Origin of the sequence: Odoribacter sp. AF15-53 (assembly GCF_003479425.1) — a bacterium.
Lineage (GTDB): Bacteria > Bacteroidota > Bacteroidia > Bacteroidales > Marinifilaceae > Butyricimonas.
The window spans coordinates 168,030-188,371 of sequence record NZ_QUHC01000006.1 but is presented as its reverse complement, the minus strand read 5'-3'; the positions used below and the strand labels follow the sequence as shown (position 1 = coordinate 188,371).

The 20,342-nt window shown below is 43.7% G+C and carries 15 protein-coding genes; all 15 read left to right on the top strand.

Annotation, left to right across the window (positions count from 1 at the left end):
• Positions 1-25: 25 nt before the first annotated feature.
• The 15 genes from DWW52_RS13910 (at position 26) to DWW52_RS13835 (ending at position 20,333) form a co-directional block, all read left to right on the top strand.
• Positions 26-2,083, top strand: coding sequence for an acetate--CoA ligase family protein (locus tag DWW52_RS13910; RefSeq protein ID WP_118716110.1), 2,058 nt, complete (start codon positions 26-28; stop codon positions 2,081-2,083).
• An 8-nt stretch (positions 2,084-2,091) separates the two neighbouring features.
• Complete coding sequence (locus tag DWW52_RS13905) at positions 2,092-2,319, top strand: hypothetical protein (RefSeq protein ID WP_118716109.1); 228 nt, start codon at positions 2,092-2,094, stop codon at positions 2,317-2,319.
• A 54-nt stretch (positions 2,320-2,373) separates the two neighbouring features.
• Positions 2,374-3,060, top strand: a complete 687-nt coding sequence (locus tag DWW52_RS13900) for a hypothetical protein (protein ID WP_118716108.1) — start codon at positions 2,374-2,376, stop codon at positions 3,058-3,060.
• A 79-nt stretch (positions 3,061-3,139) separates the two neighbouring features.
• Complete coding sequence (locus DWW52_RS13895) at positions 3,140-3,814, top strand: flavodoxin domain-containing protein (protein WP_118716107.1); 675 nt, start codon at positions 3,140-3,142, stop codon at positions 3,812-3,814.
• 613 nt (positions 3,815-4,427) lie between these two features.
• On the top strand, positions 4,428-6,719 hold the full coding sequence (locus tag DWW52_RS13890; protein ID WP_118716106.1) for a DPP IV N-terminal domain-containing protein: 2,292 nt from the start codon (positions 4,428-4,430) through the stop codon (positions 6,717-6,719).
• 168 nt (positions 6,720-6,887) lie between these two features.
• A complete protein-coding gene (locus DWW52_RS13885; RefSeq protein WP_118716105.1) occupies positions 6,888-7,445 on the top strand; it encodes an RNA polymerase sigma-70 factor in 558 nt (185 codons plus the stop codon).
• Between the two features lie 70 nt (positions 7,446-7,515).
• Positions 7,516-8,679: a FecR family protein gene (locus tag DWW52_RS13880; protein ID WP_118716104.1), complete on the top strand. Its 1,164-nt coding sequence runs from the start codon at positions 7,516-7,518 to the stop codon at positions 8,677-8,679.
• Between the two features lie 72 nt (positions 8,680-8,751).
• On the top strand, positions 8,752-12,372 hold the full coding sequence (locus tag DWW52_RS13875; RefSeq protein ID WP_118716103.1) for a SusC/RagA family TonB-linked outer membrane protein: 3,621 nt from the start codon (positions 8,752-8,754) through the stop codon (positions 12,370-12,372).
• Positions 12,373-12,383: 11 nt separating this feature from the next.
• A complete protein-coding gene (locus DWW52_RS13870) occupies positions 12,384-13,778 on the top strand; it encodes a RagB/SusD family nutrient uptake outer membrane protein (RefSeq protein ID WP_233556913.1) in 1,395 nt (464 codons plus the stop codon).
• 13 nt (positions 13,779-13,791) lie between these two features.
• Positions 13,792-13,992: a hypothetical protein gene (locus DWW52_RS13865; RefSeq protein WP_118716102.1), complete on the top strand. Its 201-nt coding sequence runs from the start codon at positions 13,792-13,794 to the stop codon at positions 13,990-13,992.
• Between the two features lie 23 nt (positions 13,993-14,015).
• The gene (locus DWW52_RS13860; protein ID WP_158582603.1) at positions 14,016-15,299 is read left to right on the top strand and encodes a hypothetical protein; all 1,284 of its coding nucleotides are present in this window, start codon (positions 14,016-14,018) and stop codon (positions 15,297-15,299) included.
• A gap of 3 nt (positions 15,300-15,302) precedes the next feature.
• The gene (locus tag DWW52_RS13855; RefSeq protein WP_148315373.1) at positions 15,303-16,262 is read left to right on the top strand and encodes a hypothetical protein; all 960 of its coding nucleotides are present in this window, start codon (positions 15,303-15,305) and stop codon (positions 16,260-16,262) included.
• A gap of 62 nt (positions 16,263-16,324) precedes the next feature.
• A complete protein-coding gene (locus tag DWW52_RS13850) occupies positions 16,325-16,903 on the top strand; it encodes a 30S ribosomal protein S16 (protein WP_118716099.1) in 579 nt (192 codons plus the stop codon).
• A gap of 4 nt (positions 16,904-16,907) precedes the next feature.
• Positions 16,908-17,435, top strand: coding sequence for a ribosome maturation factor RimM (gene rimM / locus DWW52_RS13845; protein ID WP_118716098.1), 528 nt, complete (start codon positions 16,908-16,910; stop codon positions 17,433-17,435).
• Between the two features lie 333 nt (positions 17,436-17,768).
• Entirely contained in the window at positions 17,769-20,333 is a 2,565-nt protein-coding gene (locus DWW52_RS13835) for an adenosylcobalamin-dependent ribonucleoside-diphosphate reductase (RefSeq protein ID WP_118716096.1), read from the top strand.
• Positions 20,334-20,342: the final 9 nt, after the last annotated feature.

Below are 20,342 nucleotides of genomic sequence, written 5' to 3'. Positions count from 1 at the left end.
GGAAGTTAAAAATAAATGATAATATATGATAGCAAAACAATTAATTGATCCAAAGAGTATTGTGGTCGTGGGAGGCTCTGATGATATTCACAAGCCCGGGGGGACCGTGTTACGGAATTTACAAGATGGCAATTTCAAAGGTTCGCTTTATGTGGTGAACCCGAAGATGGACGTGGTGCAAGGAATTAAGTCTTACCGGGATGTGAAAGACCTTCCGGAAGTGGATTGCGCGATTTTAGCGATCGCCGCGAAATTCTGCCCGTCAGCCGTGGAGGTTCTTGCTAAACAGAAGAACACGAAGGCGTTTATTATTTTGTCTGCCGGATTCCATGAAGAGAACGAGGAAGGAGCAAAATTAGAGCGTCAGATCGTGGAGACAATTAATTCCGTGGGTGGTTCATTGATCGGACCGAACTGTATCGGAGTGTTGACAAACCATTATAGTGGCGTGTTCACGAGCCCGATTCCGGAGTTGAACCCGAAAGGGGTGGACCTGATTTCCGGTTCCGGTGCCACGGCTTTGTTTATCATGGACTCCGGTATGCAGAAAGGTATTAAATTCAACAGCATGTATTCCGTGGGTAACTCGGCACAACTGGGAGTGGAAGAAGTGTTGGAGTTTATGGACGAGACGTTTGACCCGGAGAAGAGTTCCCGCGTGAAATTGTTGTACGTGGAGAGTATCGAGAAACCGGAGAAATTGTTGAAGCATGCTTCTTCATTGATTCGCAAGGGGTGTCGGATCGCCGCGATCAAATCCGGGGGATCTGCTGCCGGAAGTCGGGCCGCTTCTTCTCACACGGGAGCTTTAGCCAGCTCGGATGTTGCCGTGGAAGCATTGTTCCGTAAAGTCGGAATCGTGCGTTGCAACGGACGTGACGAGCTGATGACCGTTGCCGGGATTTTCATGCATCCCGAAATGAAGGGTAAGAATATGGCCGTGGTAACTCATGCCGGTGGTCCCGCCGTGATGTTGACGGATGCACTTTCCAACGGTGGAATGGATGTTCCGCATATCGAGGGAGAGAAGGCGAAAGAGTTGCTATCGAAATTGTTTGCCGGGTCATCTGTTGGTAACCCGATCGACTTTTTGGCCACGGGTACGGCAGAGCAGTTAGGGTATATTCTGGATGCTTGTGACAATGAGTTCGAGCATATCGACGGGATGGCCGTTATCTTCGGAAGCCCCGGTTTGTTCCCCGTGTTTGACGTGTACAACTTGCTCGACGAGAAGATGAAGACTTGTAAGAAGCCGATTTTCCCGATTTTCCCTTCTTCCAAGATCGTGAAAGACGAGATCGCGGATTTCGTTTCTAAAGGACGTGTTTATTTCCCGGATGAGGTATTGTTCGGAAACGCGTTATGCAAGATATACAAGACTCCGGCTCCTCAACCGGAACATTTCGAAATGCCGGATATGGACGTGAAGAAGATCCGTGAGGTGGTGGATCAGGCCGAGAACGGTTACCTGTCACCGGAGCAGATTCACGCTTTACTGGATGCAGCCGGTGTGGCCAGGGCTAAAGAAGGGGTATCCGACAACGAGGAAGAGATCGTTCGGATGGCCAAAGAGATCGGCTTCCCGCTGGTGATGAAGGTGGTTGGCCCGATCCACAAATCGGATGTGGGTGGAGTCGTGATGAACGTGAGCGACGAGGAGACGGTACGCCGTGAATTTAAACGGATGATGCAGATTAAAGATACTTACGCGATCATGCTGGCACAGCAGTTGAGCGGTACGCAAGTGTTTATCGGTGCCAAACGGGACGATAAGTTCGGGCACATGGTACTTTGCGGGTTAGGCGGTATCTTTATCGAAGTACTGAAAGACGTGAAAGCCGGGTTGGCTCCCATGTCTAAGGCCGAGGCTCATAGCATGATTAAAGAATTGAAATCTTACAAGATCATTCAAGGTGTTCGCGGTCAAGAGCCCGTGAACGAGGATAAGTTTGCCGAGGCCGTGATGCGAATTTCCGCTTTGGTGAAAGTAGCCCCGGAAATCTTCGAGATGGACTTGAACCCGTTGTTAGGTAACAAGGACAACGTGGTGGCCGTTGACGCTCGTATCCGTATTGAAAAATAAGGGTTCTCATGAAAGCTTGGAACAACTATGCCAAAGAAGAGAGAAGAATGTTGATTATAATAGGAGTATTGCTGCTGGCAATACTCCTAAGTTTTGGTCGGATCAGTAGCGATTGGAAAAAAGGATTTGACTTTTTCTATCCTACGCCCCAAAAGGAGGTGAATAAGGATGTTCAGTTGAACCAAGACCCTGAAAACGGGAAGACGGAAACGTCAGACGAGACTAGTGATAAATAATGTGTAAGACTTTCCGGATAGGTGTGGTTTCCCGGAGGGTGGAAAATATATACGATGAAAAAGAGTGATTTTATTGTTATCGGGTGTGTAATCGTGTGCTTACTCCCCTTTTTTCTGTCGGATGCCGTGTATTCTTTCTATAAAACGTTTAACGCGGAGCATGGAATGATTATGAGTTTCCTGAAGTTTGCTATTTTGTCGACTTTGGGAGAGTGCATCGGGTTGCGGATTAGTGCCGGGGTGTATAACCGGAAGGGCTTCGGGGTGTTGCCCCGGGCGATCGTGTGGGGAATTCTCGGTATGGGAATCAGCATGGCGATGACGATTTTCGCGAATGGCGTGCCCGCTTTCCTGAAGAGCATGGGTATGGAGAATGCAACCACGGTGATGGGCGAGTCTTTGTCCTGGTCGAAAGTGTTCGTGGCGTTCTGTATCTCGGTGGGGATGAATACTATTTTTGCCCCGGTGTTCATGACGTTGCATAAAATTACGGATACGCATATCCTGAGTCATGGCGGGACGTTAGCCGGGTTCTTAACCCCGATCCAGATGGGAGAGATCATGGCAAACCTGAACTGGCGGGTGCAATGGAATTTCGTGTTCAAGAAAACGATACCGTTTTTCTGGTATCCGGCTCACACGATAACTTTCCTGTTGCCGGGAGACGTGCGTGTTTTGTTTGCCGCGTTGTTGGGTGTCGCTTTGGGAATTTTGTTGGCGGTTGCCACTCATAAAAAATAGGCGTCTATAACTTTTCGCCTTTCTTGCCGTATAGTTTATAGTTGATGATAATATTATAATCACTATAAACTATATTTTTATGGATAAGATTGCAGGAAAGAATAAGACGGATCAGAAGGCTCAAGTGAAGCCGGATCCGGATAAAAAGAACGTGAAAGAGCATGAGGAGCCTTTACGATTGACCGCCGATTTGGAGGGGAATTATCTTCTGGACGAGCGGACAAGCGAGATGAAGTGGCTGGGAATTTTTTATTCTCCGGCCGGGGGAAGCGTCCACCGGGTAGCCAAGATGTTGAAAAAGAAGATCGGGGCGGACAAGGTGGATATGTTTTGCGTGAATGATGTTCATGCCGATAAATTGTTGGATTACAAGAATCTGATATTGGTATGCTCTTCGTTGGGGCGTAGCACGTGGGAACGGGAACAGCGGGATCGTTGGGCGAAGTTCTTCCCAAGTATGCGTAAAATTTCTCTGAAAGATCGTTTTGTCGCTTTGGTGGGATTGGGAGATCATATCACTTACCCGAGTCATTTCGTGGATGGCATGGGATACATGGCCGAACTGGTTACTGAACTTGGGGGAAATCTCGTGGGGAAGACGTCGACGGATGGATACGTGTTTCAGGATTCCGCCGCGGTGACCGATAATTTGTTTGTCGGCTTGCCCTTGGATGAGGATTTCGAATCGGAGAAAACGAGGGAGCGACTGGATAAATGGTTGTCGATGGTTTTGCCTGAGTTTGAAGAGGTGTAGGAGGTCGCCTGCAGCGAGTTACAGGTTGTAGGTTACATTTGCCTTTGGCAAGTTGCTGGTTATTTCCACGCACTTGGCAACGCTCTTTTTACTCGATTTTGTTTTAACTTTTAACTACCCCCTCCGGCTCCCCCTTACACAGGGGGAGAGTTGATTACCAAGCGGTTTTCCCACCTGTGTAAGGAGGGGACAGGGGCGGTAGTTCAAGATAATGGGACTTTTTTCCCAGCATCGTATATGTAATGTTTTCTTCTTTTTTGTAGACATATGTCAAAAACAACGCCATTTCTTCGTAATGTAAATATATGTTGAATCGTGGTTAGCCCTTGTCCACGGCGGCTTGCAGGGGTGTCTTTCTGGTAAGTGAATTGGAAGTTGCCGATAAGTTGCCGATAAGTTGCCGAGGCAGATCGGCAACTTGTCGGTAATTTTGTCTTGATGTGTCATTAATATATCAGCGGGATACCGGAGAGATTCCCTCGCGATAGTTTTTATTTTTCGAGTATAAACGGGGATTTGTTAAAAAAATAATTACTTTTGAGGCAAACGGTTTCATGGTTTATTGGTCTTTACCGTGAGATCGTTCTTATGTAGAACGCAAAATGTATTAGACATGATGAGAAGTATTGTATGTATGCTGCTCCTCTTGCTGGGGAGTGGTGTATTCGCTCAAAAGGCGGATTTTAAGGCTTGTGCCAAGTATTCCGAACGTAATCTTTCCGAGTATGTTCACGGTTTGTCGATTTATCCCTCGTGGATCGGAAATTCTGAGTTTTTCTGGTATTATTACACGACCAATGACGGGACGGTTTATTATCTGGTGGATGCTAAAAAAGGAAAGAAACAGGAATTATTTTCAGCAGAACGGTTGGCGGCGAAGTTAGCAGAACTGACGGGGAAAGTTGAGAATGCCAGGGATTTGAAATTGGGAGGATTCCGTTTCGAGGGGAATAATCCCTATCGGTTGATGTTTTCCAAGTACGGTAAGGATTTCGTGTATGACGTGAAGAGCGGGGAGTTGAAAGAATTTACGAGAGAAAAAGTGACAAGTAGTTTCAACCGAGCTCCTTATTGGCAACGTTGGTCGCCGGATAGTAATTATATGGTTTACGCCTACAAGCATAACGTGTATTTGCAGGAAAAAGGGGACACGACTTCTCATCAGTTAACAACAGACGGAGAGCGCTATTATTCTTACTCTTTCCAGAGAGATAAGGATACGGGGAAAAAGGAGGGGGCGGCAGTTACCTGGTCGGGTGACTCTAAGGTGTTTTATTGTTTGCGCCAGGATCGCCGGAACGTGGAGGAGGGATATCTGGTAGATCATTTGGCAGAGCCCCGTCCGACATTGAGAACGTATAAATTCCCGATGCCCGGTGATAAGTATGTTTACACGTATGATTTGCATTTATTTCATGCCGGGAATAAATCGCATCAGGTTGTCGATATTGCCAAATACCCGGATCAGGAAGTGAAAGTGCTGCTTTTTGATTTTAATAAGTATCCGGAATATATTTATTTTACCCGGAAGAGCCGGACGTGTGACGAGATGGATCTTTGCCGGGTGGATACACGCACGGGAGAGGTGTTCGAAATTATTCACGAACGTTGTGAACCGCATTTCACGGAGCAGTTGTTCGAGTGTCGTATCTTGAATGGAGGCGAGGATATCCTGTGGTGGTCGGAGCGTTCCGGTTGGGGACAATATTACTTGTATAATAAGGACGGGAAATTGAAAAATCAAGTGACGGACGGGAATTTTGTCGCTTCCCGGATTTTGATGTTGGATACCGTGGGACGTAATTTCGTGTTTGAAGGGTATGGACGGGAAAAAGGGATAAATCCGGAATACCGTTTTTTTTATAAGGTGAACTTTGACGGTTCCGGTTTTACGTTATTGACCCCGGGTGATGGATATCATTCTATTGATCTGGCCAAGAACGGGAAGTATTTGATTGATAATTATTCACGGGTGGACCTGGAGCCTGTTTCCGAGTTGAGAGATACGAGAGGTAAAAAGATCATGACGCTGGAAAGTCCCGATTTGCGGTTGTTGTACGAGATGGGATGGAAAAAACCGGAGCGGATTAAGGTGAAGGCCGCCGATGGTATCACGGATCTCTACGGGGTGATGTACCGGCCGTTTGATATGGATACCACCCGGAAATACCCGATTATCGTGAACGTGTACCCCGGACCGCAGGAGAATTACGTGCCTCAGTCTTTCACGTTGGATGATAATGGAAACGAGTCTTTGGCTCAGTTGGGATTTATCGTGATTAACGTGGGGTTCCGGGGAAGTTGCCTTAACCGGGGACGGGAATTTCATGATTTCGGGTATGGAAATTTGCGGGATTACGCTTTGGCGGATTGTAAGTTCGTGATCGAACAGTTGGCAGATCGTTATTCTTTTATTGATTTGGATAAGGTGGGGATTTACGGGCATTCGGGGGGTGGTTTTATGGCTGCGGCCTCGATTTTGACTTATCCGGATTTTTATAAAGTGGCGGTTGCGGCTTCCGGTAATCACGATAATAATATATATACCAAGTGGTGGGGAGAAACTTATCACGGCGTGAAGATGCATGAGAAGAAGACGGGAAAACAAGAACAAAAGGAGTATTCGTTCGAATCCAAGATCCCGACTAATATTGAATTAGCCAAGAATTTGAAGGGGCGGTTGTTGTTGATTACCGGGGATATGGATATCAACGTGCACATGGCTCACACGATTCGTTTGGCGAATGCCTTGATGAAGGCTAACAAGCGCTTCGATATGATGATTATTCCCGGGGCGGATCACGGATTGGGGACACCCTACTACGTGAATCTTATCCGGTATTATTTTGTTGAAAATCTCTTGGGAGATAGGCTAAATAGTGTAGATATGGAAAATATTGATTGATAATGATTAAACGATCCTTTTTTGACTCTTGAATTAAGAAATAATTCTTTGTTATTTCAAAGATAATACTTTTTAGCTCGACCTAATTATCAATTACTTAATTTTTCTTCACAATCAAAATATTAACATTCTTCTTTGAAATGTAAAAGATCAAAAAAGGATCGTTTAATGGTAAGAGAGCGAGAAGAATATATTAAATTTTCAGACGGAAAAGTGCTTGTGTTTGAGCACTTTTTTAAAGAGAATTTCCCGAAATTTAATGCTTTTACTTCTCGCTTCATTGATGATCCGTACGTGCGGGAGGATATCGTGCAAGAGGCTTTTATAGTGGTGTGGTCTAAGTATTTAAAGACTTTTGATTCGGAAGTCACCTTGCAAGCATTCATGTACCGGACGCTTAGAAACAAGTGTTTGGATTACATCCGGCATGAAAAAATAAAAGAACGTTATTCTAGTGAACATTCCGGGGAACATGAGACTAACGACTATTTGATGCAGTCGATTATAGATGAGGAGAGTCGTTTTTTGATTCATAAGGCGATTAAAACTTTGACGCCTCAAGTACAAATCGTTATAAAATTGCACTTGGAAGGAAAGAAAAATAAAGAGATTGCCGAGGAAATGGGAATAACGGAAACAACTGTAAAATTTCATAAATCGGTTGCCTATAGGGAATTGTATAAATCGTTAGAACATTTATTGCTACTTGTTGCCGTGGTGAAATAATTTTGAAAAAAAATCAAATTTTACCTATACTGTTTTTTGTCTCGATCGTTTTTCATGAAACGAGAATAGGATGAAAGAGATAAGTAGATATTTGTTTGTTGCCAAGTTGATCTGTAAAGAACGAGTTGTCGGGCTAGATGATTCGGAGCGTGATCAATTGGATACGTGGCGTGGTGAATCTGATAAACGGGAGCGTATTTTTTCGAGTTTACAAAATATAAATGTAGACGAATTAGAGAATCGTTACGAGGGAATAGATGTTGACCGGAAGTGGAATAATTTCAAGGATTTACAATCTCGGAAGAAGAGACGTGTCAGGATGTCCGTGTCGGTTGCGGCGAGTGTTTGTTTGTTGATCACGGGTGCGTTATGGCTTTGGATAAAACCGTCTGAAGACGAGCGTGTCGTGTTGGCCGAACAGGGAAAACAAAATAATGTTTCTCTGGTGCTGGCGAACGGGGAGACGGTGGATATCTCGAATCCCCAGAAAGGAAAAGTGAAATTGGATCAGGGGGCGAAGCTTTACGAGGGGAAACGTCTGGAATATACCCGGGCGGATTCTCTACGGGAAAGAGAGTTGGAGTATAACGAGTTGATAGTGCCCAAGGGAACGTTTTATCATTTGGTCCTTTCTGACGGGACAAAGGTCTGGTTGAATGCTGATTCAAGAATAAAATATCCCGTGTCTTTTGGTAAGGGTAAACGTGAGGTGAGCCTGCACGGGGAGGGTTTTTTTGAAGTATCCAAGGACACGGCCCGGCCTTTTATCGTGAGTACGGATAGGATGGATGTGAAAGTGCTGGGGACAACGTTCGATATAAATACATACGAGGATGAGGGAATGAGTTACGTGGTTCTGGTGGAAGGACTCGTGGAGGTTTTTGCCGGGAAGGGGGAGTCCCGGATTATAACTCCGGGTGATATCGCGAAAGTGAATATGCATGACGTGCGGGCCGGAATTCAGGTGTCGAAATGTGATGTGGAACATTACACCGCGTGGAAAGAGGGTAATTTCAGTTTCAGGAATGCCTCGTTGACGGAGATATTGAAGCGGGTTTCCCGGTATTATGACGTGACGATTATCCGGGAGCAAATGTTTGAAGAAGAGTATTACACGGGTGATCTCTCGCGTGATGTTTCGTTGGAATCCCTGTTGTCGGTTATAGAGTCATCAACCTCCGTGTCATTTAAAGTGGAACGCAAAATAGTCTATGTACAAAAGAAAAGAGATTAGGCTTAATTGGTCTTATCCTAATCTCTTTAACGCAAAATGTTACATAGACATAACACACAAATATAGATAAAAATGATGGTAGAAAAGTTTTTTTTCAGGAAATTCAACAAGAGTTGTGCATTTTTGATGCTGCTGTTATTTGCATCGGGCACTCTTTGGGCAGGTGGGTCACCGGAAAAGATTACCTTAAGGGTGACGAACGAGAAACTGGTTAAAGTGCTTGAAGAAATCAAGAAACAATCCGGGTACAATTTTATTTACAACGAGAAATTTGTGAAAGATGTCGGGGGGATATCTGTTGATGTAAAGGAGGTTTCTTTGGATAGTGCGATGAAAGAGGTGTTGAAGGGAACGGGTTTACGACATCGGATTCAGGATCGGATTATCCTGTTGGAGAAGGCTCCGCAGGAGGGGGTAAGCCAGAAGTTCAAGGTGATCAAGGGGCAGGTAAAGGATGAGGATGGAAATTCATTACCGGGTGTCACCGTGATGATTAAGGGAACGGCAATCGGGGTATCAACCGATGGTAACGGGAATTTTACGTTGAATATGCCGGAGGAATATCATGTTTTGTTATTTTCTTTTATCGGGATGGAGACCCGGGAGGTCAAATTGACGGGGACGGAAACGAGTGTAAACGTGGTGCTGAAAATGTCTGTGGGACAACTGGATGAAGTGATTGTTTCTACCGGGTATTCTCAAACGACTCAAAAGAGAACGACCGGTTCGGTGGCCGTGGTTGGCAAGGAAGTTTTCGAGAACAAGGTTCCTACCTCGATAGAACAATTGTTACAAGGACAGGTGGCCGGTGTTAGCATCGTGGCAAAATCAGGGCGGCCGGGAGAATCAGCCAAGATTCGAATTCGGGGGACCAACACGCTCTCGGGGGATGCCGAACCGTTGTGGGTGGTTGACGGGGTTCCATTGCAACGAAATATCCCGAGTATACAAAAAGGACAAATAAAAGCGGGGGATTTTAATGATATTTTTGCTAACGGGATCGCGGGGATTAACCCGAATGATATCGAGAGTATAACTATACTGAAAGATGCTTCGGCTGCGGCAATTTACGGGTCGAGAGCGGCTGGAGGGGTGATTGTTGTCACGACGAAGAGAGGAAAGGTCGGGAAAATGGCGATCAGTTATTCAGCTAATTTCTCGATGGTCATGAAGCCTCAACGGGATGGAGATTTAATGAATTCGAAAGAAAAGTTGGCCTGGGAACAGGAGTTGTGGGATGATTTCTCGGCGGACGGGTTTACGAACGGAACTTATTACCCGGTAGTTGGCATTGTCGGGATGCTGCGTGCCAATAAATTGGGGAAAGACGGGAAGGTCTGGACGGACGAGGATTTCGAGCCGATGAGTGCATCGGAACAGGATGCTTATATTGCCGATTTGTCGAAGACGACGACCAATTGGTTTGATGAATTGTTCCGGACCTCTTTTTCTATGAATCATTATCTTTCTTTGTCGGGAGGTTCTGATATGGCCACTTATTATCTTTCTTTCGGTTATTCAAAGGATAACGGGATATTACGACAAACTTCTTACGATCGTTATAGCGTGTCCACGAAGGTGAATTTGAAGCCCCATGAACGGGTGTCCGTGGATTTCGGCGTTGATCTGTCACAACAGAAATCAGATGGTTCCTCTTTGAATGTGAATCCTTTCCAATATGCTTATTTCGCTAATCCTTACGAGAAACCGTATAACGAGGACGGATCGTATCGCCCGGATTACACGTATTATAATCTGAACCAGATTAATGGGGGAAGGGAGGCAATTTTGCCGGCTAATGGCTATAATGTTATGCGGGAGATTAATGAAACTTCCAGTGTTGCGGAAGATTTTTCTGCTAATCTGATGTTAAATTTGAACTACACGATCTCTTCGAAATTCCGTTTCTCCGGGATGATTTCCTATAATTTTATTAATAATAAGTCGGAGAATATTAATGGTCCGGACACGTATGCGGCTTTTAGTGATAAACCGAGCCAATTGGACGATTGGAATAGCCGGAGAACTTACGGTTCTATCACTCAAATGTCATCGAATAATACGAATTATAGCGCGAGGGGACAGATCAGTTATTCGGATATATTTAATTCCATACATCGGGTGTCTGTTTTAGCGGGAGCGGAACTGCGCGGTTCCAAGGGTAAAACTCTTACCGCGAAACGTTATGGTTATGATCCGGTGACGGGCAACGCGTCAACTCCGGCCCCGGAACAGAAAAGTGATCAGGTGGATTATGGTAGATTGGTCGATATGTCTAATTTTATTGACGGGTTAACCCTGCAATCAATAGAAGAGTCGCGTTTCGCGTCGTTTTATGCTTCGCTGGATTATATATTGTATGATAAGTATATTACGAGCCTTTCTTTCCGGACGGATGGTTCAAATAATTTTGGTAGTGACGAGCAATTTAATCCGACGTGGTCTTTGGGTTTGGCTTGGCATGTCGGGGATGAGTTTTTCATGGAAAGCTTGAAGCCCGTGTTGAGTCGTTTGAAGTTGAGCTTGGCCATGGGATATACCGGGAATGTGAACAAGACTGAAAAGCCGGAGTTGATCATGTATTATTCCACGGCTTATAGAAAAACGGATATCGAAAGTCTCAGGATCGGAGAGGTAAGGAAAGCGCCTAACCCGCGTTTGCGCTGGGAGAAGACGCGGGATATGAAGATCGCTTTGGATTTTGGATTGTTTGATAACCGGATCAACGGGCTGTTCGAGGCATATTACCGGTTGAGTAAGGATCTTGTCACGGGGGTAGATGTTCCTTACATGACGGGATTTTATGGACAAGGATATAATACTTCACAGATTGAAAATAAAGGTGTCGAGGCAACGTTGCAGGCTCTTGTTTTCAGGTATAAGGATTTCAAGTTTAATGCTTCCGTGAATGTGGCTTGGAATAATAACGTGTTGAAGCGATATACTTCCCCGATTTCATACCAGACGAGTAATTTTGTCGGTTATCCCCTGGATGCTATTTTTGCAGGAAAACCGGCGGGAATAAATCCTGAAACCGGGCTCTACAAGTATAAATTGCGTCCGGATGCCGATATCTTGAAGCCGGAAGATTTGAGTGACGTGAATAATTATATATATTATCGGGGAACTTCGACCGCTCCTGTTACCGGTGGTTTTAGTTTTAATTTTTCATACAAGACTTTCACGTTGAATATTGGAGGAGCGTATTCGTTAGGAGGCAAGGTGGTCGACGAGATTAAATGTCCGGTAAGTTACAGCACTTTAAGTGGAAGCGGTTCTGCCGGTGAAAAAATCCCAACGAGTGAAAATGATCTATATGTAAATCACTTGAATGTCCGGAAGGATGCCGTGAATCGTTGGACCGAGGACCGGAAAACGGGGGTGAAATATCCCAGGATAATGGATACATACGGGGGGCGTTTTTATTTTGATCAGATTTATCCAACTTCGAGTACGATTACACGTGCATCTATGTTGGAGAATATTTCTTTCTTGAGGGTGAAAAACATGTCGCTGTCTTACGGGGTCCCTCAAGATGTGGTGAAAAAAATGGGTATTTCTTCCTTGAGTTTTTCGTTTATACTGACAAATTTGTTCACGATAACGAATTATTCCGGGTTAGACCCGGAAACTCCCGGTGCAACTTACCCGTTGGCTCGTTCTTGTTCATTTGGACTTAGTTTAGGCTTTTAATTTGCGTGATTATGAAGAATATGAAGAATATAAGTTTGGTATTAATCGTATTTTTTGCATGTGTTTCTTGTAAAGAATACTTGGATGTAAAACCTAAGGGGGAAGTGATCCCGAAAACAGCGGAAGAGTTCGGGGCTCTGTTGAATAGTCATCTGAATGAAATTGACGAGGGGTATGATGAGGCTATACTGGGAAATCCCATGGAGAAATTTGAATTGGAATGTTTCGGGGATAACGTGGAGAATAGTCTGACAAGGAATGTAACCGGGATGGGTGCAATTCCTAAATATGTCGGGGATCGGTTGAATTCATTCAGGATGGAATATCGTGGATTGTATTCATTGATAAGAAATTGTAATCTGGTCATTCATGAAATGAAAGAGAGTGATACGGATTTGGCAAAATCATGTTATGCCACGGCTTACGCGATGAGGGGAGTCGCTTACTATAATCTGATGCGTCTTTTCTGTGAACCTTATAATAAAGAGAAGGCAGAAGAGCAGTTGGGACTTTCTATCGTGACTCGTTTTGATATGGAGGCCCGTCCGAAACGCTCAAGTTTGAAGGAGGTCGCCACTCTTATAGAAGAAGATTTCAAGAAGGCGATTTCTTATCATTCGAAATCGGAAATTTATCGCTATACCGAGGATGTCGTGAAAGCTTATTTGGCAAGATTGTATTTCTGGACTCAAAATTGGGAACAGGCTATCCCTGTCGCGAAAGAGATTCTGGATGCCTACCCGTTGGTGGAAGGGGCCGTGTATACGGATATGCTTTCGGCTAGATATGCTCAACAAGGCAATGTCCTTTTACGATCTTATTTGTTGACAAGCTCAAGTGGAGACGTGAATTACAATAGTGCAAAAGGGTATCTACCCGTGAAGCCGGTAAGTAAGCGATTTATAGATTTATTTGAGGAGAAAGAAAGGGATGTTCGTTACGCGTTCTCGTTTAATGCTAAACGGGAGGCGTTGAAAATACCGATGGCTTGTGTCAGGAGTGCTGAAATGTGCTTGATTTTGGCGGAATCTCATGCTTATTTGAACCAGACGAAGGAGGCTCTTGATTACTTGAATTTGTTGCGCTCGAAACGAATAACTGGTTACACGCCTTACACGATGGGTAATTTGCCGGCAGTGGACGAGTATGCCTTGGTTCGTATAAATGCGGAAGGGAATGCTTTCACTCCGTTGTTGTGGGCAATACATTGTGAACGGCGGAAAGAGTTATTCATGGAAGGTGACCGTTGGTTTGAATTGAAACGAAATGGATGTCCGGAATTCTGGTGTGCCAAGGATGGATTGAAATATGAAACCCAACAATTCATGTATACTGCCCCTATTCCTTCCCAGGATATAGATTTGATTCCGGGAATGATTCAAAATGAAGGTTATGTGAAATTATAAAAGAGAGGTAATTATGAAAAAGAAAATGATATTAGGATGTTTAGGATTTGTTTTATTCACTTTTTGTGGAGGATGTGATAAGCCGGATGATGTCCCGCCTCGTGTCTTGTCAGAAAGTCAGGATTATATATTGCCCAAAGCACGACCTTTGACTTTGGAAGAGCGGGAAGAGATACGTTTGTTGAAAGAAGAGTATAATAATGCGATTCAATGATCTAAAGATTTAATTGAAATATGATGAAAAATGTAATTATATTGTTTACCTGCCTGATTCTTTCCGCATGCTTCTGGGCGTGTGATAAGGATGATAACGAAGAAAAAGGTCCCCAGTTGGCTTTTTCAAAATTGATCTATACGTTGGATGCCGAGAATCCTTTGGAAGTGGAGATTCAGGTTTCCGAACCGGTACAGGTGAATACATCAGTTAAGTTTAACGTGCGGGGAGCTGCTGTTCAGGGAGAGGAATATGAACTTTCGGCTGATGAGTTTGTCATTCCCGCGGGGGAAAGTACGGCACGAATAACCGTGTCGCCCAAGAATAATTTCGAGGATGGAAAAACGATAAAATTGGAATTGAGTCCGATTGAGGGTTATGTGTTGGGAGAATATAATTTCACGTTGATTGAAGTGCTTACAAAAGGACAATTAATTTGTGCTTTTGCCGAAGAGAACTACGTGTTGCCGGGAGAGGTCGAGATTCGTATGGATGCAAAAGATGCAAACACGGGAAAGTATTTTTCGGCAAACACGGATACGAGAATTCCTTTCGTCGTGGGAGAGAATTCTACCGCGATAGAACACGTGCATTATGAATTCGTGGATAATCCGAATAAAGAATTCGTGATTCCGGCGAAAAAGAGTTATGGGACGATAAAAATTAAGTTCCTGAAATGGGAAGAAGGGAAAACAACATTGTTTTTATTGGTGCCGGAGAGTAGCGATCGTTTCTTACCGGGAGATATTGATCAGACTGAGATTTACGTGAAAGGGATGACAACCCCGGATCGGTTGGTTGGAAAGTGGGCTTTCAAAGAAGCAACGTCGATCGACTATCTGCGTGAGAATTATTGGTATGGAGGGCCGGATGAGGTAGAACATTTGCCGGAGAATAATTTCCCGACGGATATGTTGGAATTCACGGATGGCGGAATGAAATTGAAAGTTCATGCGACCGGGGATATGGCCATGTATTTCAGGGATTGCGATGTGAAGTTCCTGAGAGAACAACAGTTGTATTTGTATGAATCTGCCGGAATTGGTCGGCCGCCTTTGGTAACTGCTTCTATGCTGGAATTGAGCCGGGCGAATGTGAATTTCTCCGGTACACACGAGAAGTTAAGGGCGGTACAAGTCGGGTTTAGATTGTTTGACGATAACGAGACGTTGGAAGTGACCGTGTTGGATTATGAACCTACCGATTTCTTGTATGATACGTATAAAGGTTGTGCGGATTACGCTGGAGAAGGCGAGTTCCCGATGGATTTTCACATGGTTCGGTATCATTTTACAAAAGTGAAATAGTAGATGAAGTGGTGTATGTTTTTATGGATTGCATGCCTGTGGGCGTGCAATCCTAATAATGAAGTAACTGTTTCGGGTAGTTTGCTGAATTATAAAGGGAATAAATTATTTTTTGAAATTTGCGGGCAGGATACGACGATTGCGTCTATTCTGGATTCCACGGGACGCTTTGAGGCTCGGATTCCTCTGAAAGAGGCCGGGTATGTGCGATTGGCAAATGGTAAAGCCGCCGTGCCTCTTTATTTGAAACCGGGAAGTACCGTTCAAATAGAAATGGATGTTCAAAAACTACGGGAAGGAAATTATGGAAGTGTGAGATTAATGAAGGGAGATAATCCGGAGACCAGGATGATGTCGGATTATTACGAGAAACAGTGGTTCCCGTCGACACAGGAAATGTTCGTGTTGCCACCGGCAGATTTTAAGCAAATGATGGATTCTATCGTACGGTATAATGATGCTGTTATTACCGAGTTCGTGAAAAAAACGCCTTGTGACCCGGAATTCGAACGATTGTTCAGGATACAAGTAAAAGTTCCTTTGGCTGCTTCTTACTTTTATTACCCCATGTATCATTCTTTATTAAATCGAGAAGATCAAAGTGAGGAACCTGATCATTTCAATATATTTGATGAAATGTTGCCGAAAAATGATATTGATGTCTATCAGAAAGTGTATCGTTACAAGATTTACGAGGTTTCCTATTGGAATAATTTGCTCGGAGAAAAGCTGGCAGATTTGATGTCCGAACCGGAACATTTCGTGAATGCTTATATTGATGAACTGAATAAGTTGGGATTACATCAACAGATTCGGGATGACGTGGGGAATAATTTCGTGATGCAATATTATAACGAGTTGCCAGAAGACGCCCGACAGGTGTTACAAAACAGGTATAAAGAAGTGGTTTCTAATCCTGTATATCAAGAAAAAATTGAAGAGACATTTCAAGTTTCCAATTAAATAACTATCTTTGCGCCGCCTATCGAGAATAGGAAGTAGTTAACGAGTTAAAAATTAAAAGAATGGCAACTAAAATTAGATTAGCAAGACATGGCCGTAAAGGCAGTCCGTTCTACCATGTAGTGGTAGCAGATAGTAGAGCTCCGCGTGACGGAAAGTACATCGAAAGAATTGGTTCTTACAACCCGATGACAAACCCGGCCACGATTGATTTGAACTTCGAGAGAGCATTGTATTGGTTACAAGTTGGAGCACAACCGACCGACACGGCGAAAAGAATTCTTTCTTACGAGGGAGTACTTATGAAAAAACACTTGTTGGAAGGTGTGAAAAAAGGTGCGTTCGATTTGGCTGCTGCTGATACGAAATTCGAGGCTTGGAGAAAAGAGAAAATCGCTAAGATTCAAGCTAAGATTGCTCGTTTGGCTAACGAATCTGAAAGTGAATATAAGGCTCGTATCGAGGCTGAGGCTAAGGTAAAAGAGGCTAAGGCTGAGATCGTGGCTAAAAAGCAAGCAGAGATTGCCGCCGCGAAAGCTGAGGCAGAAGCTGCAGCTAGAGCAGAGGTAGAGGCTGCCGCAACTGAAGCTGTTGCAGCAGAGGCTCCGGAAACTCCCGCAGAAACTCCGGCAGCTGAGTAATTTTATGATCAAGCGAGAAGATTGTATAAAGGTAGGTGAGATCGGTAAGACTCATAACTTGCAGGGAGCGCTTATTGTTTATACGGATAATGATCTTCTTGAACAATACATGGATGAACCGGTGTTTATTCTTTTAGAAGGAGCACCGGTTCCCTTTTATATCGCCGAGAATGGTTTGACGGAAAGAAATCATTCTTCTTATATTGTCAAATTTGATTTTGTAGACTCGAAAGAGCAGGCAGATCGTCTGGTAGGATGCGATCTATTGATGGATAAATACTTGTTGGAGGAAGAGGAGAACCTACCCTTTGAGCTTTCCGAGTTGATCGGTTATTCCGTGGTGGATGAAGCAACCGGGGAGACGGGTACGATTATGGAGGTGGATAATTATTCGGGTAACGTGGTACTCTCTATTAAAATATTTTCTAAGGAAATTCTTCTTCCCGTATCGGATGAATACGTGACGGAAATTCTTCATGATAAAAGAATGATGCATGTAAATATTCCTGAAGAAATCAAAGAACTTTATTAAACCTTTTTAAAGAATGGAACGTGTAAATAGGTGAAAATAATCGCCTACTTGCGTGTATTATTGGGCGTTTCGGAACGAAAGGTTTATCATGTAAAATCCAATTTTTATTAAAGCAAAATATTTCCCGGAGATATTTTTAATTTGTATCAATTTTATGTTTTGAAAATTTTTAGTGTATTTGAAAAATAATAAGTATTTTATTATCAGAAAATTAACTTGTTGTTTTGGAAAACTTTCTCTAATTGTTAGTAAAAATATTTTTCCAATAAGTTTTTTTTCCATAGCTTTGCCTTGTTGGTTTTGGACAAAAAATATTATTTATTATATACACTAATGGAACAGACTACAACTAAAGTGGAAAAGCAGAAAGAAATTGTGGGACAGAAGAAAGTCTACACGCAAGAAGAGGCTTACAGCAGTTCCTTGAATTATTTCAAGGGGGATGAATTGGCTGCCCGTGTTTGGGTGAGCAAATACGCTTTAAAGGATTCTTACGGGAATATTTTCGAGTTGAATCCGGATGATATGCATCATCGTTTGGCTTCTGAAATCGCCAGGATCGAGAGAACATATAAAAATCCGATGACAGAAGACGAAATCTTTGAAGTATTGCGTGATTTTAAATATATCGTGCCGCAGGGAGGACCTATGACGGGAATCGGCAACGACTATCAAATTGCATCTTTATCCAATTGCTTCGTGATAGGTCATGAAGGGCCATCCGATTCGTATGGTGGTGTTATGAAAATTGATCAGGAACAGGTGCAGCTGATGAAGCGAAGAGGTGGTGTCGGACATGATTTGTCGCACATTCGCCCCAAAGGATCTCCGGTTAAAAACTCGGCGTTAACTTCCACGGGTATTGTTCCCTTCATGGAGCGGTATTCCAATTCAACCAGGGAGGTCGCCCAAGATGGTCGTCGGGGAGCTTTGATGTTGAGTGTTTCAATCAATCACCCGGATTCGGAAAGTTTTATTGACGCTAAAATGACCGAGGGAAAAGTAACCGGGGCTAATATTTCGGTGAAGATTGATGATGAATTCATGAATGCGGTTGTTGAGGAACGTGATTACATTCAAAAGTATCCGGTATATTCTGATGAGCCTAAAAACGTGAAACAGATCAGTGCCGTGAAATTGTGGAACAAGATTGTTTATAACGCTTGGAAATCTGCAGAACCGGGAATTTTGTTCTGGGATACGATTATTCGGGAGAGTGTGCCGGACTGTTATGCAGACTTGGGATACAAAACGGTATCTACGAATCCTTGTGGGGAAATTCCATTGTGTCCTTACGATTCATGTCGTTTGTTGGCAATTAATTTATATTCTTACGTGGTAAATCCTTTCACGAAAGAGGCTTATTTTGATTATGAATTGTTCAAGAAGCACGTGGCTATCGCTCAACGTCTGATGGATGATATTATTGATCTGGAGTTAGAGAAGATTGATGCTATTCTTGAAAAGATTGCGTCTGATCCGGAAGATGAGGAAGTGAAGGGCGTGGAGATTCGTTTGTGGGAGAAGATTAAAACAAAAGCCAGAGAAGGACGTCGTACGGGTGTCGGTATTACCGCAGAAGGAGATATGTTGGCAGCCTTGGGTATGCGTTACGGTAGTGATGAGGCGGTTGATTTCTCCGTGGATATCCACAAACAGTTGGCTATTGCGGCTTACGGTTCTTCGGTAGAGTTGGCAAAAGAGCGGGGAGCATTTAAAATCTTTGATGCCGAGCGGGAAAAGAATAATCCATTCATCTCTCGATTAAGAGAAGCGGCTCCTGAAATGTACAAGGAGATGGTAAAACATGGACGTCGTAACATTGCTTGTCTGACAATTGCCCCCACGGGAACGACCAGCCTGATGACGCAAACGACCTCCGGGATCGAGCCTGTTTTCTTGCCCGTGTACAAGAGAAGAAGAAAAGTGAACCCGAACGATAAGAACGTGCATGTTGATTTCACGGATGAAATGGGGGATGCTTACGAGGAATTTGTGGTATTCCATCATAAATTTGCCGTTTGGATGGAGAAAAACGGGTATGCCGTTCACGAACGCTACACGAATGAGGAGATTGACGAGATGGTGGCTAAATCACCTTACTATAAGGCAACGTCTAACGATATTGATTGGGTGGCTAAAGTACGCATGCAGGGACGTGTGCAAAAATGGGTTGACCACTCTATCAGCGTTACCGTGAATTTACCTGCTGATGTTACGGAAGAGTTGGTTGGACAGCTTTATATAGAGGCGTGGAGAAGTGGATGTAAAGGATGTACGGTTTACCGGGATGGTTCCCGTTCAGGCGTGCTGGTATCCAATAAAGATAAGAAGAGCGAGGGAGGAGCGATGCCTGCTAAACGTCCGAAGGAATTGGATGCGGAGATCGTGCGTTTCCAGAATAATAAAGAGAAATGGATTGCCTTTATCGGTCTTTACGATGGACGTCCTTATGAGATTTTTACCGGTATCGCTGATGACGAGGAAGGAATCATGTTGCCGAAAGCTGTTACCGATGGTAAAATTGTCAAGAATACGGATGAGGAGGGAAATAGCCGTTATGACTTCCAATTCTCGAATAAAAGAGGGTTTAAGACAACGGTAGAAGGTTTATCTTATAAGTTTAATAAAGAGTATTGGAACTACGCTAAATTGATTTCTGGAGTCTTGCGTTATGGTATGCCAATCAACCAGATCGTGGATTTGGTCGCTGCCATGGAGTTTGATAATGAAAATATCAACACGTGGAAAAACGGTGTGGAAAGAGCATTGCGTAAATTCATTCCGGACGGAACAGAAGCAACCGGTTCTGTTTGCGAGAATTGTGGTTCTAAATCAGTTATTTATCAGGAGGGTTGCTTGATCTGTAAAGTTTGTGGATCATCCAAATGCGGTTAATTATTTGGT